At 43.2% G+C, this 15,662-nt stretch carries 14 protein-coding genes, 1 tRNA gene and 2 pseudogenes; 8 read left to right on the top strand and 9 right to left on the bottom strand.

Features of this window, described 5'->3' with window-relative positions; genetic code table 11:
• Positions 1-51: 51 nt before the first annotated feature.
• The 3 genes from GT348_RS07585 to GT348_RS07575 form a co-directional block, all read right to left on the bottom strand.
• Positions 52-819 carry a BglII/BstYI family type II restriction endonuclease gene (locus GT348_RS07585; RefSeq protein WP_160619187.1) on the bottom strand — a complete coding sequence of 256 codons (768 nt, stop codon included), beginning with the start codon at positions 817-819 and terminating at the stop codon, positions 52-54.
• On the bottom strand, positions 819-1,469 hold the full coding sequence (locus GT348_RS07580; RefSeq protein WP_160619186.1) for an MT-A70 family methyltransferase: 651 nt from the start codon (positions 1,467-1,469) through the stop codon (positions 819-821). Before GT348_RS07580 ends, GT348_RS07585 begins: the two co-directional genes overlap by 1 nt.
• A gap of 272 nt (positions 1,470-1,741) precedes the next feature.
• Positions 1,742-1,818 (bottom strand) — tRNA-Asp (locus GT348_RS07575).
• Between the two features lie 271 nt (positions 1,819-2,089).
• Between GT348_RS07575 and GT348_RS07570 the strand changes: the two genes are divergently transcribed.
• Together GT348_RS07570 and GT348_RS07565 are read left to right on the top strand one after the other, a co-directional pair.
• Positions 2,090-3,697 carry a catalase gene (locus tag GT348_RS07570; RefSeq protein WP_272916139.1) on the top strand — a complete coding sequence of 536 codons (1,608 nt, stop codon included), beginning with the start codon at positions 2,090-2,092 and terminating at the stop codon, positions 3,695-3,697.
• 94 nt (positions 3,698-3,791) lie between these two features.
• Positions 3,792-4,421, top strand: coding sequence for an ankyrin repeat domain-containing protein (locus GT348_RS07565; protein ID WP_160619185.1), 630 nt, complete (start codon positions 3,792-3,794; stop codon positions 4,419-4,421).
• Positions 4,422-4,425: 4 nt separating this feature from the next.
• On the opposite strand, the gene GT348_RS07560 is transcribed toward GT348_RS07565, so the two are convergent.
• Together GT348_RS07560 and GT348_RS07555 are read right to left on the bottom strand one after the other, a co-directional pair.
• On the bottom strand, positions 4,426-5,376 hold the full coding sequence (locus tag GT348_RS07560; RefSeq protein ID WP_160619184.1) for a retroviral-like aspartic protease family protein: 951 nt from the start codon (positions 5,374-5,376) through the stop codon (positions 4,426-4,428).
• Positions 5,373-6,370, bottom strand: a pseudogene (locus tag GT348_RS07555) (tyrosine recombinase XerC). Before GT348_RS07555 ends, GT348_RS07560 begins: the two are co-directional and overlap by 4 nt.
• Before the next feature lie 33 nt (positions 6,371-6,403).
• Here GT348_RS07555 and GT348_RS07550 point away from each other — a divergent pair.
• A pseudogene (locus GT348_RS07550) lies at positions 6,404-8,661 on the top strand (primosomal protein N').
• Positions 8,662-8,674: 13 nt separating this feature from the next.
• On the opposite strand, the gene GT348_RS07545 reads toward GT348_RS07550, so the two are convergent.
• On the bottom strand, positions 8,675-8,887 hold the full coding sequence (locus GT348_RS07545; RefSeq protein WP_160619183.1) for a hypothetical protein: 213 nt from the start codon (positions 8,885-8,887) through the stop codon (positions 8,675-8,677).
• A gap of 129 nt (positions 8,888-9,016) precedes the next feature.
• On the opposite strand from GT348_RS07545, the gene GT348_RS07540 reads away from it, so the two are divergent.
• Positions 9,017-10,033, top strand: a complete 1,017-nt coding sequence (locus GT348_RS07540; protein ID WP_160619182.1) for a glycosyltransferase family 32 protein — start codon at positions 9,017-9,019, stop codon at positions 10,031-10,033.
• A 142-nt stretch (positions 10,034-10,175) separates the two neighbouring features.
• The gene (locus GT348_RS07535; RefSeq protein ID WP_160619181.1) at positions 10,176-11,192 is read left to right on the top strand and encodes a glycosyltransferase family 32 protein; all 1,017 of its coding nucleotides are present in this window, start codon (positions 10,176-10,178) and stop codon (positions 11,190-11,192) included.
• A gap of 249 nt (positions 11,193-11,441) precedes the next feature.
• Here the strand turns inward: GT348_RS07535 and GT348_RS07530 are convergent, their stop codons facing one another.
• Positions 11,442-11,765 (bottom strand): antibiotic biosynthesis monooxygenase family protein, encoded by a 324-nt coding sequence (locus GT348_RS07530; protein ID WP_160619180.1) that lies wholly within the window; start codon positions 11,763-11,765, stop codon positions 11,442-11,444.
• 203 nt (positions 11,766-11,968) lie between these two features.
• On the opposite strand from GT348_RS07530, the gene GT348_RS07525 reads away from it, so the two are divergent.
• Both GT348_RS07525 and GT348_RS07520 read left to right on the top strand, forming a co-directional pair.
• Positions 11,969-13,204 (top strand): TonB-dependent receptor plug domain-containing protein, encoded by a 1,236-nt coding sequence (locus tag GT348_RS07525; protein ID WP_160619179.1) that lies wholly within the window; start codon positions 11,969-11,971, stop codon positions 13,202-13,204.
• Between the two features lie 2 nt (positions 13,205-13,206).
• Positions 13,207-14,154, top strand: a complete 948-nt coding sequence (locus GT348_RS07520; protein ID WP_160619178.1) for a TonB-dependent receptor domain-containing protein — start codon at positions 13,207-13,209, stop codon at positions 14,152-14,154.
• A 1-nt stretch (position 14,155) separates the two neighbouring features.
• Here GT348_RS07520 and GT348_RS07515 read toward each other — a convergent pair whose 3' ends face one another.
• The gene (locus GT348_RS07515) at positions 14,156-14,890 is read right to left on the bottom strand and encodes a tetratricopeptide repeat protein (RefSeq protein WP_160619177.1); all 735 of its coding nucleotides are present in this window, start codon (positions 14,888-14,890) and stop codon (positions 14,156-14,158) included.
• 6 nt (positions 14,891-14,896) lie between these two features.
• Positions 14,897-15,022 (bottom strand): type B 50S ribosomal protein L36, encoded by a 126-nt coding sequence (gene ykgO, locus GT348_RS07510; protein ID WP_160619176.1) that lies wholly within the window; start codon positions 15,020-15,022, stop codon positions 14,897-14,899.
• A gap of 177 nt (positions 15,023-15,199) precedes the next feature.
• Between ykgO and GT348_RS07505 the strand changes: the two genes are divergently transcribed.
• Complete coding sequence (locus GT348_RS07505; protein ID WP_160619175.1) at positions 15,200-15,634, top strand: hypothetical protein; 435 nt, start codon at positions 15,200-15,202, stop codon at positions 15,632-15,634.
• Positions 15,635-15,662: the final 28 nt, after the last annotated feature.

Raw genomic sequence — 15,662 nt, 5'->3', positions numbered from 1 at the left:
TGGCGAAGGATGCAAGAACTTTCTTGCAAAATGTGAAAGAAAAAAGCCCTTTTAGGGTGCAGAATCGTCAATAACGCATTTTGGTGTGATGCCAATGGCTAAAACTGGGCATCCACCATTGCGGCCAGCATCAAGGCGGTAGAGTAATTTTCCCATCCAAGTGGTAGAAGCGCCAAATTTTTTATAAACGTCAGCGGTGCCTTCTTTTTCGCCATTTTTATCGAGAACCTTGCCCAGACTTTTGAAAAACTTATTATCCAGACTTGTCCCTCTTGTCAGTAAAACGCCAACATCAATGGCACCTGCTTCATGGAAGGCAGAAAATGCATAAAGATCACGATCATAAGTTTGATCTTTGCTGTTCCACTCCAGGTCAAATGCTACCCGTCCTGACACAAAATCTATTCTATGGCCGTCGAGATAACCTTCTCTGACATATTCAGTAACAATTTCATTGGTATGAGCATGATGAAGCTTGACGACGAGATCGGCTGAAATGCGTGTTTCAACCCATTTTTCTTTATCTAAAAGCGTATCTACATATTTCGCAATGGGGCCTTTGCTTCCGCCGGGAATGCGAATCATCTTTTTTGTAATGTAAAATTTTTCGAGGGCAGAGATAAGTTCTTTAAATTGCTCTGGAAAGCTTTGGTAAAGCACCGCAGCCGCAGAGCGATAACTATAAATCTCAAATTTTTCTAAAATCGTTTTTGGGAAGATGGAGGCATATGATTCAGAATTATCAGCAACTTTTCCGACAGAAATATCGTTTTTAACGAGTTCGTCTTCAAGCTGTCCGAAATCTAGCTCCTCCGTCATTATGTCTCCATCTTGTTCGCACTGGTGGAAGAATTATATTTATAGGTATCCCAGGTGGGTTTATAATCGGCGTCAGCCTGATTGCCCCACACCGTCCAGTTATCGCGTTTGCCTCGGCCAAAGAGCTCTAAATATGGCCCCCATGAACAACCTTCTATAATTTCATATTGTTCATCAGGTTTGCGGGAATGTTCCCTTTTTCTTGTAGAAAATAAATTTACCTGTGTGCGGCCCCGCTGCAATGTGCGTGCTTTAGGGCCTTTTGTGCCAAAAAGTAGAATTTCGGTGACATTACGAAAGTAAAACCCTACGCCACGCCCATCAGAACCACCATCTTTGCGAATTTTATGCCAGATGATGTTTGATTTATATTCAAACCCCCATGCTTTGAGTACCTGGAGCCCTTCAGGTAAAAGAGCATTTGGCACCCATAGGTAGCAGTGAGCTGTTTCATTAAGGTGGTCTTTAACAGGAAGAGAGCATATTTCTTCCAATGTCATGGTAGGATAGCGGGCCAGCCGTTTATGCTCTGGTGCTACTTTGCCTGTGCGGTTCGTAAAGCGCCAAGGAGGATCGGCCATGACCGTCGAAAATTTTTGTTCACCTAAAAATTTTTTGAGTTCTTTGGCCGCCTGGGATGTTTTGCTCATGATAGGATCTGCTTTATTTTTCTTTGCTTTGTCATGAGCAATGAATATTCCTCCCAAAAACAAAGAATAGGCGGTCTAAATAATTTTATAAATATGACGAATTAAGCCACAAATCAGTGCTTTTTCTAGCATAATCTTTCAGGCTGTCAAAGCAGAACACTTTGGAAAAGCGCGGATTTAATAAATGCACAATAATGCCTTATATTAGGATTTATCAGGCAAATTTGGGCTGATCCGAATTGTAATGAAAAAGATAAGCACCACTTTGATAGTGGCGCGAGTGACGGGGCTCGAACCCGCGACCTCCGGCGTGACAGGCCGGCGCTCTAACCAACTGAGCTACACCCGCTTATAAATGGCCTCTTACGAAAGAGAACATCCCGCGGTGGGGTGGCGATGATCTAACAGTCTTATGAAGTCATGACAAGAGAGAAAAGCAATTTTTTTACTTTTTTTTGACATAAGTAATAGAAATAGAGGTTATGGAATAATAATTTTTCGGTTCGTAAGAGGTTTTAATAGGTTTTTCCTTTTTCAGAAGAAGGAAATTTTGCTTTTTCTTATTGAGAAAAAGAGAGCTAATCTTAAAGCATATGAGCGAACCATGGAGGAAAACACATATGAAAAAAACTTTTATATCCTTGCTATCAGTGCCTTTGTTGGTATCAACGGCTTTAGCAGGGCCATCTATGGCTCCGTCTTCAAAGCCACCTTTGATGAGACAGGATTCTGGTGCACCTATCGTTGATAACCAGAATTCGGAAACAGCAGGTCAGGATGGCCCTGTTGTGCTTGAGGATTTTGCTCTTATCGAAAAACTTGCCCATTTTGACCGCGAGCGGATTCCCGAACGTGTTGTTCATGCACGTGGTGTAGGTGCTCACGGTTATTTTATTGCTAATGGTGATTTTGCCGGGCTGAGCAAGGCTGCTCTTTTCAAAAGCGGTAAAAAAACTCCCGTATTCGTCCGTTTTTCTACAGTGATGAATTATCGTGGCTCTCCTGAAGCAGCACGTGATCCTCGTGGTTTTGCAACAAAATTCTATACCGAAGAAGGAAACTGGGATTTAGTTGGTATTAACCTTCCTGTTTTCTTTATTCGTGATGCCATTAAGTTCCCTGACTTTGTGCATGCTCTTAAACCTGATCCTGTAACGAATATGCAGGATATGAATAATCAGTTCGATTTCTTCTCGAACGCTCCTGAATCAACCCACATGCTGACTTATATTTATTCTGATAAATACGGCATGCCGATCAATTATCGTCATATGGATGGACAGGGTGTTCATGCCTTCCGTGTGATTAACGATAAGGGTGAGACCCACTTTGTAAAATTCCACTGGGTGAGCCAGCAGGGTGTGAAGGGTATGGATCTTAAAGCGACCCATGCTGCTGATACAAACTACGCTACAGCTGACCTTTATAAATCAATTGGTGAGGGTAACTTCCCGAAATGGGATCTATACGTTCAGGTACTTACCCCTAAAGAAGCTGCTGCGCTTCCTTATGATGCTTTTGATGATACAAAAGAGTGGCTTGGCGTTCCTGAAAAGAAAATTGGCACCATGGTGCTCAATAAAATGCCTGATAACTACTTCCAGGAAACAGAGCAGGCAGCTTTTGCTCCTGGTGTAATGGTCCCTGGTATCGAGCCTTCTCCTGATAAAATGCTTCAGGGACGTCTGTTCTCCTATGCTGATACGCAGCGTTATCGCTTAGGCGTCAATTACCAGGATCTGCCAATCAATCGTCCGCTGGTCAAAGTGCAAAATGACCATCAAGATGGTGTTATGAGCATTCGTCCTCGCAAAGGACATGTGAACTGGCAACCAACAAGCCGTTATGATGACCCTGGTGCAGTGGTAGATGAAACTAACCCAGGTATGGGCATTATCCGTGCTGAAGCACCACAAAATAACAGGAATAATAAAAGCCGTTATGCTGTTTCTGGTGTGGTGTTGAAACAGGCTGTCCATCCTACAGATAATTTCACTCAGACCGGTGAGATTTATCGTAGTTTCTCACCTTTTGAACAAAGTGAGGTTGTCCATAATCTTGCTAGCGATATGAAGATGGTTAAAAGTCACGAGACTAAAGTCCGCTTTACATCTTATATTTATCGTTCAGATAAGACATACGGGGAAAATTTGGCCAAAGCTCTTGGTCTAAAAATTGAGGAAGTTAAACAGGCTGCTGATCATATTCCTCAAACGCAAGTTCAATAAGCGTTAAACTAACTTGAGGCCCTCTCTGTCCCTAGCCCGGGAAAGAGAGGGCTTTTCTTTTGGTCAATGTTTCACGTGAAAGGCGATATTAAAAATGATCTCTCATAAAATTTTGCTTCTTTTAGGTGCTCTTTCTGTCGCTGGCCCCTCAGCGAGTTTTGCTCAGTCCTCTAATTCATCGCAGACTGTTAAAGATGCAGGTGCAAAACAGGCACAATATAGCCGTGAGCACCTAAACAAAATCTTTTTAGATGCAGCAGAGCAGGGGCGTAATGATATCATTGAGGGCCTGGTCAAGCAGGGGATAAATCCCAACATCAAAAATGAGAAAGGTTATACCCCTCTTATTTTAGCTGCCTATAATGAGCATCTTGATAGTGTTGAGCTACTTCTGACGCATGGTGCCAAACCATGCCTGGCTGATCATGCAGGTAATACGGCCCTAATGGGGGTTGCATTTAAAGGCAATGTGGCAATTTTAAACCGTCTGGCCAAGGCTGGATGTTCTGTTAATACGCAAAATCACGCAGGGCAGACGGCTCTCATGATGGCTGCCCTTTTCGGGCGCAATGAGGTTGTTAAAACTCTGCTCGAACTAGGTGCCGATCCCTTCCTTAAAGATGCTAAAGGCGAAACAGCCTATTCCTTAGCCCAGGCACAAAGAACACAAAGCACTGTTGCTATTCTTCAAGAGGCTCAGGCAAAGCGTCTTATGCGTAAATAAAGCCTCAGGGGTGTATATATACGCGTTCAGTTGCTTTTGATATCCAAACTCTATGGGTCTGAAACCAGTCGGCACCGAGGAGCATATCTGCATGCTCCTTTAAGGGAGCGACGGTTAAAGTGGGCTTTTTTCTGACCTCATCGCCAATTTTTAGCTCACTAAATTGATGCCAGTAATAGCGTTTTTCTGGTGTCGCTATACTGGCACTATAGCCTCCTGGATCCTGCGCCAGCCTCTCTTCATTTAGGCCCAGTTTATGAGCAAAGGAGAGGCTTACAATATGAGAATGTGCCCCGCTATCAAGCAGGGCCGTTCCTTTGTGACCATCCAATATAAAGGGAATCATATAGCGTCTGGCGATTACTTGAGTATGAAGAGTTTTAATTTTACCTGAGTTTTGCTTGTTGGACTTGTTAGCTCCAGACATCTCACTTTCCTGCCAAGCTGGTGGTCTTTTGCACAGCATGGAGCCTAGCTGAATATGATAGAGAGTGAGTTGGTGGTGGGGTAAATCAAAATCGAGATCATAATTTCCCAAAAGATTCATACCTATGAGGCCCGAAATAGCAGGTCTTATAAGAGGTGCTCCGGGGAGAGCCCCTACGGGAAATGAGAGGTTGGAAAGTAGCAAATTTCCCATTTCCAGAGTTTTAATGGTTACGTTAGGAACAATTTGTCCTCTGCCATCTGACCCTGAAATAAGAGTTTTAAAAGAGTTATCGGGCGTTAAACGCAGGCGAATTAAAGCCTCGGGCGTGAGCAGGCTGCCTTCAGAACCTGTATCAACAATTAAAGAAAGAGGGTGCCCTTCTAAGTGTGCCTGGAGGCTAATTGTATAGCCTGTCTCGGTTAAAGGGATCGTTGCAATATGTTCAAATGTGCAAAGAGATTTTGCATGAGATGCTGTGCTCATCAGGCAAGCCCCAATCATAAGAACCGAAATATAGTGCTTCATGGCTTTGACTTCACTTTGGCTCGAGGGTGGGCTTTTTGCCAAACGTCCATCAAATGACGTTCATCAGCAAGTGTATAAATTTGTGTTGAAGAAAGGCTTGCATGGCCCAGTAATTCTTGAATGGCGCGTAAATCTGCCCCACCTTGGAGCAGATGAGATGCAAAAGCGTGACGAAAAGCGTGTGGAGTGGCAGAGTCGGGTAGTCCCTGAAGTTTGCGCCATTGGCGCATTGCCCTTTGTGCGACCCCAGGGTTAAGAGGCCCCCTCTAACACCACAAAAAAGTGGGGCAGTGGGATGAGGCGATGGGTGAACTTTGAGCCAGTCATTCAGGCTTTGTCCAACTTTGGGCAGGAGAGGCACAAAACGTTCCTTACCGCCTTTACCGTGAATAAGAAGAGTTTCTCCGCCTGAACGTTTTAAGTCTGCTATAGTGAGGGAAAGAGCCTCACTTATACGTAACCCAGCGCCGTAAAGCAGCGTAAAAAGAGCTTGGTCACGTATGGCGGTAGGTAAAGAGTGTGCTTGCTCGGCAATGCCATCAGGAGCTTGTTGAGCTTCCTCGATATTTAAGGGGCGTGGCAGGCGTGGTTTAAGGCGTGGGCTACGAAGAAGTGAGAGAGAATCATTATCTATGCCGTGTTCTTTTTTAAGATAAAGAAAAAAAGAACGCAGAGCAGAGAGACGGCGGGCTCTGCTGCGGGCAAAACCGTCTTGACGACTGATATTGCTAAATTGACGGTGCGCCAAAGCCTCAGATTTGCTCGTTTCGAAAGCCAGCCAGGCACGAAAATCGGTCAAATTAAGGTTTTGCAGGTCAGTTAATAGGGGTTCACGCCCTAAATGACGCTGAAAGAAATTGAGAGCCTGCACACAATCATGACTATAGGCTATGACTGTTTTAGGGCTCAAATTTTTATCAAAACGAAGCCAGTCTGCCCATGATTTATGTATTTCATAGGCTGTGCGAGAGGCATAAGGTGATAAAGAGCTCATGACGATTCGGCCCAAAAGAAGTGAAGCAGATTCATGACAGGCAAGAGCCTCATAAAACAGACTGTAGCGCAGAAGGAGTCAGAAAAGAAATTTCGTTTAAGCGTACTCGTACCAAGGCCTTTTTCTGGCCCTCTTGATTATGTTTGCTCCCAACCTTTGGCACCGGGGACGATTGTGCAAGTTCCTTTAGGGCGCAAGGAGATTATGGGTTGCGTATGGGATGCAGACTGGCGCGATGTTTTGCCCCCTGATTTTCGCCCTGCTTTCTCGCAAAAATTTTTTGATCTTGCCCGCCTTAAACCTATCCTTCACGTGATAGAGGGTGCTCCTATAGTGCCTGAAAGCTTACGGCGTTTTATTGACTGGCTTTCTGCCTATACGTTAAACGCGCCTGGCCAGGTACTGGCTATAACATTGCGTGTGCCCTTAGCTGGTGGAATGCGGCCCGGTTTGGGATGGCTCTTAACAAAAGAGCCTTTTCCAGCCACCTTACGTTTGACACCTTCACGACGGGCCGTGATAGAGGCGGCTAGTTCGGTAGAGCCGCAGAGCACAGTGGAGCTGAGCGAAAAAAGCGGTGCCAGTTCTGCGGTAATACGTGGTTTGGCGGCACAGGGTATTTTAAAAGAAACTGCCCTGAAGCCAGAAATCTCTTTTAAAAAACCAGATCCTTTTTTCCATGAGACATTATTGTCAGAGGATCAGAAACGAAGCGCGCAATCTTTATGTGAACGAGTTAAAGAGCAAAAATTTAGTGTCACTTTGTTAGAAGGTGTCACAGGATCAGGCAAAACAGAAGTTTATTTTGAGGCTTTGGCAAAAGCTCTGGAGCATCAAAAACAAATACTGGTTTTACTCCCAGAGATTGCGCTAACAGCTCAGTGGATGGAGCGTTTTTCAGCTCGTTTCGGGGTCGAGCCTGCGATTTGGCATTCTGATTTAGGTGTGAAAACCCGGCGCGAAGTGTGGTTGGGTGCCGCATTGGGTGATGTGCGTGTCGTAGTTGGTGCTCGCTCAGCCTTGTTTCTTCCATTTGATAATCTTGGGCTTGTTATCGTTGATGAAGAACATGAGAGCACATTCAAACAGGAAGAGGGCGTTCTTTATAATGGCCGTGATATGGCAATTATGCGTGCTCGCCTTGTCTCAGCACCTGTTATTCTGGTTTCTGCAACGCCCTCTTTAGAAACATTAGCTAATGTAGAACAAGGGCGTTATCAGCATGAAATACTGCAAACACGCCACGGTGGAGCACAGTTTCCAGAAATTTCTCTGATTGATATGAAAAAAGACGGTCCTGATCGAGGCCTCTTTCTTTCTCCCTTATTATGTGAGTCCATTGACCATAGTTTGAATAAGGGTGAGCAGGCCATGCTCTTTTTAAACAGGCGTGGCTATGCGCCTCTGACAATATGCCGCGCCTGTGGTTATCGTTTGCAATGCCCGCATTGTACAGCCTGGCTTGTTGAGCACCGTGCCCGTGGGCGCATGTCGTGCCATTATTGCGAATATACCCAACCCATTCCACATGAATGCCCAGAGTGCCAGGCAGAGACCAGTTTAGTGCCTGTTGGGCCAGGCGTTGAGCGGATAGAAGAAGAAGCACGGGCGCGTTTTCCCGAAGCAAAGATTCTTTCCATGGCCTCTGATACGCTTTCTTCTCCCGCAGCAACGGCAGAAGCTGTGCGTAAAATTTCAGAAGGCGAGGTTAATCTTATTATTGGGACGCAGGTGGTCGCTAAAGGATGGCATTTCCCCAATTTAACATTGGTTGGTGTTGTAGATGCAGATTTGGGACTAGGGGGGGAGACCTTAGAGCAGGGGAGCGTACGATGCAGCTATTGCATCAGGTTTCAGGTCGTGCAGGGCGAGGAGAAAAACCAGGGCGGGTTATGCTGCAAAGTTATGTGGGAGATCATCCCGTAATGCAGGCTCTTATAGATAATGACATTGAGCGTTTTATGCAGCAAGAGGCGGCTCAGAGAAAGCCGGGCTTTTGGCCGCCTTATGGGCGGTTAGCGGCCCTTATTATTAGCTCTGCTCAAGAAAGATTAGCCGACCAAATCTCTAGAGAATTAGCCTTAAATGCCCCTCAGGGAGAGGGGATTCAGGTTCTTGGCCCAACCCCTGCACCTATTGCTGTGTTAAGAGGACAGCATAGGCGGAGAATTCTCTTACGTACAAGGCGAAATATTGCCCTACAGCCGCTTATAAGATTGTGGTTAGAGCGTGTGAAAACGAGCCGTGATGTAAAAGTGACGGTAGATATTGATCCTGTTTCTTTTTTGTAAATTGAGAATATTCTTATGATTTGGGACGAAAAATATTAATTGTTGTGCTTATAACCCCAACGAGTGTGACAAGATGTTGGAAATAGGGACGAAAGCGACGTGGCCCAAACATGGCCATTGCAGTGGCGCCTGTCATGGCAATCTCACCATAATGGCGGAAACGGCGGCGAGAGGGTGCTTTGTTAAGAGTATCAGGACTAGAGGATTTTCGAAAAGTGAAGGCCATAAAATATACTCCAGGAATAGAGAGACAAACAGAAAAAACCTTATAATTATGATGATGAGATTTATTTAAGAAACTTTAAATAATGCTTATATTTTTCTCAAAATAAGGCTTTAGGTGGAGCTTTACTTAGTGTTTGTTTCATTTTTTAATAGTTTTTTGGCCATTACAGACCAAGGATTAGAACAGAAAAATTTTTGCGCTTTCCATGATGAGGGGGTGCAACCTGTCAGCTTGCAGGAGCTCAAAAACCTTGGCTTTCAAAGTGAATATCAAAATGATGGAATGATCGCCTTTAGAAAGGGCAACGACTATCTGTCTGTTAACGCAGATCTAAGCCTTTCAGTAAGAGATCACGTTGGCGGATGGGAAAGATTTTCCGAGATTAGTGAAACGAAACTACCTCCTTTCGTAAGAAACATAGCTTCTGGATGTGATATACCTAAAATTATTCATCAAATAGGGTATAATATTAGTAATTTTAATCCATTTTATGAAAATATAAATTACATTAAATATAGAAATAAAGATTACGATTACAAATTATGGACTAAATTTGGTAATAATAGTGTCTATAAGTTTATTTATGATTATTATGGAATTGAGTATGTAAAATTATTTGAAATGATTAACCAGGATTATGGTGCAATGTGCGCTGATCTGGCTCGATATATGATTATTTATGCTATGGGTGGTGTTTATCTTGACCTGAAATCAGTGATTACTCAACCGCTTAACGCGCTTATCAAAGCTCAAGACAAATTGCTTTTGGCAAAGTGGGAAAGTGAGGGGGAGGTACACCCTGATCTTAGTCATGTTGCTGGTGGAGAATATGTAAACTGGTTTATTGCTTCGATAGCTGGCCATTCTTTATTAAGGCGGGTCATCAATCAGGTGCTTTGTAATATAGCCCTTTATGACCGCCGCTTTGCAGGAGCAGGCCGTATAGCTACTTTAAGAACTACAGGGCCAGTGCCTTATACAAGGGCAATTTTATCTTCTCCTAGAAATAGTGGCTTTAGAGAAATTTCTCTCAACCAGGAAGGCTGTGTTTATCAGAGCCTGCTCGTGAAAAAAAATTCAAAACCCTTATATGGGCGGCCTCATTATTCCAGTTTAAATAGCGATCTTATTTTGAAACGTCCTTGAATTTGCTTTTAATAATACTTAAAATATTAAGATAAATTTTTAATATGTTCTTACTCAGAAAAGGCTGTTTGTTAAGCCTGTCCCTGGGCCAGATGTACCTCAAAATTTCTTTGCAAAATCCTATCTTTAAGGGACAAGAAGCTTGTTAATTACCTTCTTCAATAGTTTTTTGGCAATTACAGATAATGGACTTGAACAGAGAGATTTTTGCGCTTTTTATGACGATTGGGTTAAGCCCGCGACATGGTCAGATCTTAAAAATTTAGGTTTTGCCCGGGAATATCAAAGTGATGGTTTGGTTGCTCTGAAAAGGGGCAATGACTATCTTTCTGCTCGTCCCGATTTGGGTTTTACAACCCAGGATAATGTTAGTGGCTGGGAGAGATTTTTAGAAGTTGATGAAGGAAAATTGCCCTGCTTTGTAAAGAAACATCCTTTTACAGAAACAATTCCTAAAATTATTCACCAAATAGGGTATAAAATTGATTCAAAGGAGCCTTTTGAAGAAAATCTTGACCATATAATTTATCATAATCCCGATTATGACTATAAATACTGGACTGAGTTTGGTGACAATTCCATAATGAGATTTATTTACGATCATTATGGTATGGATGTTTTAAAATTATTTGACAGGATTAATCCTGATTATGGTGCTATTTGTGCCGATTTAGCACGTTATTTAATTATTTATGTACTTGGTGGCATTTATTTAGATCTGAAATCCGTTATCGTTAACCCTTTAAAAGATGTCATCAGAAAAGACGATAAGTTTCTCGTTGGGAAATGGGGGGCCATTACCGAAACTCATCCTGATCTTTGCCATATTTCCGATGGGGAATATCTAAATGCCTTTGTTATATCTGTGGCTGGGCATCCTCTGTTAAGGCGTGTGATCAATCAGGTATTATGTAATATTTCTCTTTATGATCGCCGCATTGCCGGCGTTGGGCGCGTGGCTACGTTAAAAACGTCAGGCCCTATTGCTTTTACAAGAGCTATTACTTCATATCCAGGAAAGACCAATATGAGGGAGATTCATCTTAAAAACTCTGGTCTTTTACCTTATAGCCCTCTGGTAAAAGGAAATCACATTGATCATTATAAACGCCCGCATTATTCAAAATTAGAAACCGATTTGATTTTACCTGCGGTTTGAGTTTTTTTGAAAAACTAGTCTAATGAGATGTCGCTGCGAACTTTTTTTGGGCTATTTATAGTCTAATTTTGGGTTGTGATAAAAGAAGCTCTGCATAATAAAGGCAGAGCTTGCTTTTTAGAGCCTATCTAGGAAAGATAAAAAATAAGTGCAGTTTGCTAGCACAGTATGTGTGACATCGTTCTTACCTGGCGTATCTTAGTGGCTGAGTGAAACAATAATCAAAAAGCCGCCCTTTCATATAAGAGTTTAAATAACCCTTCGTGTAACGGTTTGTAAAATATCAAAGCCTTCAAAAGTGGGCGGAGATATTGTCAGACGTTCTGACTGACCTGCTTTGATATGGGCCTCTTTGAAGGCATCCGATTTCGTCCAGTTGCAAAAGTCATCATATGTCTCCCACAAAGTGTGGGAAACATAGAGTGTGTATTCAGCATTTTGAGGTCCTCTCAAAAACTGAAAAGAGATAAAACCGAGGCATGATTTTAAGAGAATGTCGCGATTTAGCCAGCGTGTCTCAAAAGCATCCTCATTCCCAATTTTCACTTTAAAACGATTCATAGCGATATACATGGGTTAGTTCCTTATTTCGTTTTCTACAGTTAACGAATTGTGAAAAAATCTTACGGTGAGCGGTTCAAAGAAAAAGGAATTCATCCTCATCGTGGAAAATGAAAACCTTTAATTTTTTTCTAAATGATAATGATTCTTATTGCAACTAAGAATCATTATCATTTAAATGAAAGGCATCTTAACAACTCTTAATGAGATCAAACATGCCTAACTCTCATAACTGTTTTTTTTCATGCCCTTTAAACTGCTTGAAAAAGCTCGCATTATCACCTGTTTCTAGGCCTGTTGTTGGAGGGTGCCTTTTATCTACAGCCTTGATGCTGCCTATAGCTGCCTCGGCAAAAGCAGAGCTTGCAGATAATTCTTCGGCAGAGAGCAACTTCCCCATAAATTTACCGTCAATTAGGGTGAAGGGTGCCACAAAGCCGGTCTCTGTTCCGCAGGCTTCTTCTTCTTTAACACGCGACGATCTATTGCGGGTTCAGCCAACAGAACCTTATGCAATTTTGCGTGATCTACCTGGTGTATTTTTCCAAAATGATGGCACCCCAGCTTTATCTGTCTCTATGCGTGGTATGCAGGATTTTGGTCGTATCAATGTCATGATTGATGGGGCAAGACAGAATTTTCAGGAAAGCGGTCACGGTGCCAATGGTAGTGTTTATGTCGATCCTGCCCTCTTGGCAGGGCTAGATGTGCAACGTGGCACCGTATCTACGGCAGATGGGAGCGGGGCTATTGGCGGCAAGTTAAATCTCCATACTCTGAATGTGAATGATATTGTCGAAGCAGGAAAACAATATGGTGTGATTGCACGCATATTGGGTGGGACAAATAATTATGATGGTTCGGGAATGGTCGGTGCGGCTGATCAAATTAACGATATGATTGGGGTTGCAGCAGCCTTTAGTATGCGCAGTTCAGGTGATTATGAAGACGGTAATGGTGATCGCATTCCCCATACCTTTCAAAGGCTACAATCAGGTTTATTTAAAATAAATATAACCCCAGGGTCAGATCAGAAGCTTACTTTAGGGACCGTTATTTATCATAACCAATTTGGCGTAGGTGTTGAAAATGTAACAACCTCAGATGAGGTGCAAAATAATACCGGCACAATTGATTATAGCTATAAGCCGGTCGATAATAATCTCATTTCCTTGCATGCCAAAGGCTATGTCGTCAGCACGACAATGTCTAATTATACACCTTCTTTTAGAGCGGTGACGGTAGCACAACCTGACTTAACCCATTATGGGTTAACGACCTTAGGTTTTGAACTTGATAATATGTCCCGTTTTAAAGGGGGACCGCTTGATTTTGCCCTGACTTATGGGGGCGAATATTATCATGATCAGGTCAATACAAAAAGTAGCACAGGTCATGACGGTACGACACCAAGCGGGGGAGAGAGGTTGGTGGAGCCTTTACCGAACTAACAATGGGGTGGAACATCGTGCAGCTTACAGGAGCTGTGCGCTATGATCGTTTCCATCTATCAGGCAAAGGTAATAATGAGTTTTCCGGTCAAAATAACCTGCCAATGGGAGAATTTCACGCCCGGCGTACTGCGGATGCCGTTAGTCCCAAAGTGACTTTAGCTCTTAATCCTCTTGAGGGGTTCCAGTTATATGGCAATTATGGTCTGGGATTTCGCCCTCCAGCAATAACAGAAACATTATATTCTGGGTCACATCCTGGGTTAGGTTTTGTAAAATTTGTGCCCAATCCCTACTTGCAACCAGAGCGGACTTATGGATGGGAAATTGGCACAAAACTTAAATATCATAGTGTTTTTTCCAAGGGAGACCACATAGATATTTCAGCAGATTATTATGATACACGTATTAAAAATTATGTAGGGCAAACCCTTATTACAGCGCGTCCAGGGCCAGGTGTGTTTCCCCCCATTCCACAGTCGGGATATCTGTTTAGGAATATGGCAGGCAATACATATACGCGTGGTTTTGAGGGGCAGGTTCGTTACGACTCACCTTTTATTTTTGCCATGCTCTCTTATACAAATAGTACAACACAGTTACCTCAGCGTGATTATAGTGGTTATAACCAACTCGTTACCACACCGCCGCGTAATGTAATGTCTTCTACAATAGGGCTGCATCTGCTTGATAACCGCCTTAATTTAGGTGGGCGCGTGAGGGCAGCGACTGGCACAACAGGGCAGGCCATAGGGCGTTATGGTGCGAGCAAGCGTGCTGGTTATGTTGTGTTCGATTTATTTGGTGATTATCAAATCACAAAAAGATTACAGCTTTTTACAAGTGCGGATAACGTCACAAACAGACATTATTACAATAACGCTCTCGCAACCATACCTAACCAGGGTTTAACCGTCATGAGTGGGCTTAATCTTGCTTTCTCAAACTAATTTAATCTTCTTGACCATAAGCTTGCTGCTCAAAATGTTGTTGCAGCTTTTCTTTTTCCGGGAGAAAAGGTACACGCCGCTCAGCTTCTTTAAATGCCTGCAAAGCGTGTGATGGTCTGTGTAAATTTTCCTGAGCCTTGGCCAATAAAAGCCACGCAATAGGGTCATCTTGATCAGTGAGTAGAGCGACACCCAGATCCTGTATAGCCCCCATAGGGTCATTGCCTTTAATACGGGTAGAGGCCCTAAGACGGCGCAACAAACTATTATCAGGTTGCAGAGCTAGTGCGGTAGAGAGAAGGGATTCGATGGATTGCACATCACCTTTTTTCTCTTTTTCCTGCGCTTCTTTGAGTAAAAGCCGTGGGGCATTATTGAGCGTAGCTTGCCGTGCTCTTTCGGCTTTTTCCCACAAAATTTGGGTCTCTTTTTCTGATTTTGACTGAGAAAGAGCCTTTTCAAATTTTTGGAGGGTCTCTTTCTGCCGCTCTTCTCTGGTTTTTGCTAATTTTTTAGACGAACCAGAAGAGGGAGCCAATGAAGATGCAGCAGGATGAGAAGGGTTAGATGCTGCCAAAGCAACGTTTGATAAGAGAAAAATACCGCCTATTATAGATAAGAAAAGAGCCCCAGACCGTAAGGCAAGAGGCTCTTTTTGCTTTAAAACGTCACCAGAAAACTGCGCCTTATTGAGAGAAAAAGGCACAAAAAAATTTAAAGGCAGCGTTTTTTTCAATATAAATTAACCCTGACGTGCTTTTAGACGAGGGTTCTTTTTGTTGATGACATAAACGCGGCCACGACGGCGAACAACGCGGCAGTTTTTGTCACGAATCTTTGCTGATTTAAGGCTATTGCGGATTTTCATAGTGCTTCAGGCTCCCGACAGTCAAAGCGCAGGCCCATTTAAAGTAAAAATATAGGCCATGCAAATATAGCAGGGCTGAAACGCCCGCAGAATTGGCGCTGAGATAACGTAAAGAAGGCTTAAGAGTCAAGAGAAATCCATCAGATTGCCTCTTTTCTTTATGAAGGATTTCATCTTATGTTGGCTATCATGACAAAACGGCTCATTATTTTCTCCCTGATTTCTTTAAGTTTTGCAGCATCCTTTACTGTAGGCCAGGCTCAGGCTCAGAATGGGCTGCTTGGCGAAGAATCCGATGCGGTTCAGGGTGGTGCGGAGATTCATAAGATCCTTCAGGTTCTTCGACAAAAACCAGAATCGACCAGCACGGCGTGTCTGCAAGCTTTATCAGCCATGCATAAGGCTCAAAATGAGCTTAAACAGGCTACAGAAAAGAAGGAAAAGTCTGATATTGCTTTGGCACGGGATATTTTTGGGTCATCTTTATCAGATGCAACAATAATGTGCGGCGCTGATGCCCACACATTATGCCGCAAGCAGCAATTTCAAAATGCTCATTTGACTCAATATTGCCCCCTTTTGCATCCCGAGCCTGGAGATGATGTTCTTTAAAGTTTTTCAAAAGGGGGAAAGAAGGATT

The organism is Aristophania vespae (assembly GCF_009906835.1).
In the GTDB taxonomy this organism is placed as follows: Bacteria; Pseudomonadota; Alphaproteobacteria; order Acetobacterales; family Acetobacteraceae; genus Aristophania; species Aristophania vespae.
This window is presented reverse-complemented; position numbering and strand designations above follow the sequence as displayed.

What these genes read in the sequence shown, in the direction of transcription:
- GT348_RS07585 (WP_160619187.1), bottom strand. Translation starts at nt 819, where the DNA reads ATGACGGAGGAGCTAGATTTCGGACAGCTTGAAGACGAACTCGTTAAA.
- GT348_RS07570 (WP_272916139.1), top strand. Translation starts at nt 2,090, where the DNA reads ATGAAAAAAACTTTTATATCCTTGCTATCAGTGCCTTTGTTGGTATCA.
- GT348_RS07560 (WP_160619184.1), bottom strand. Translation starts at nt 5,376, where the DNA reads ATGAAGCACTATATTTCGGTTCTTATGATTGGGGCTTGCCTGATGAGC.
- GT348_RS07545 (WP_160619183.1), bottom strand. Translation starts at nt 8,887, where the DNA reads ATGGCCTTCACTTTTCGAAAATCCTCTAGTCCTGATACTCTTAACAAA.
- GT348_RS07530 (WP_160619180.1), bottom strand. Translation starts at nt 11,765, where the DNA reads ATGTATATCGCTATGAATCGTTTTAAAGTGAAAATTGGGAATGAGGAT.
- GT348_RS07525 (WP_160619179.1), top strand. Translation starts at nt 11,969, where the DNA reads ATGCCTAACTCTCATAACTGTTTTTTTTCATGCCCTTTAAACTGCTTG.
- GT348_RS07580 (WP_160619186.1), bottom strand. Translation starts at nt 1,469, where the DNA reads ATGAGCAAAACATCCCAGGCGGCCAAAGAACTCAAAAAATTTTTAGGT.
- GT348_RS07505 (WP_160619175.1), top strand. Translation starts at nt 15,200, where the DNA reads ATGTTGGCTATCATGACAAAACGGCTCATTATTTTCTCCCTGATTTCT.
- GT348_RS07520 (WP_160619178.1), top strand. Translation starts at nt 13,207, where the DNA reads ATGGGGTGGAACATCGTGCAGCTTACAGGAGCTGTGCGCTATGATCGT.
- GT348_RS07565 (WP_160619185.1), top strand. Translation starts at nt 3,792, where the DNA reads ATGATCTCTCATAAAATTTTGCTTCTTTTAGGTGCTCTTTCTGTCGCT.
- ykgO (WP_160619176.1), bottom strand. Translation starts at nt 15,022, where the DNA reads ATGAAAATCCGCAATAGCCTTAAATCAGCAAAGATTCGTGACAAAAAC.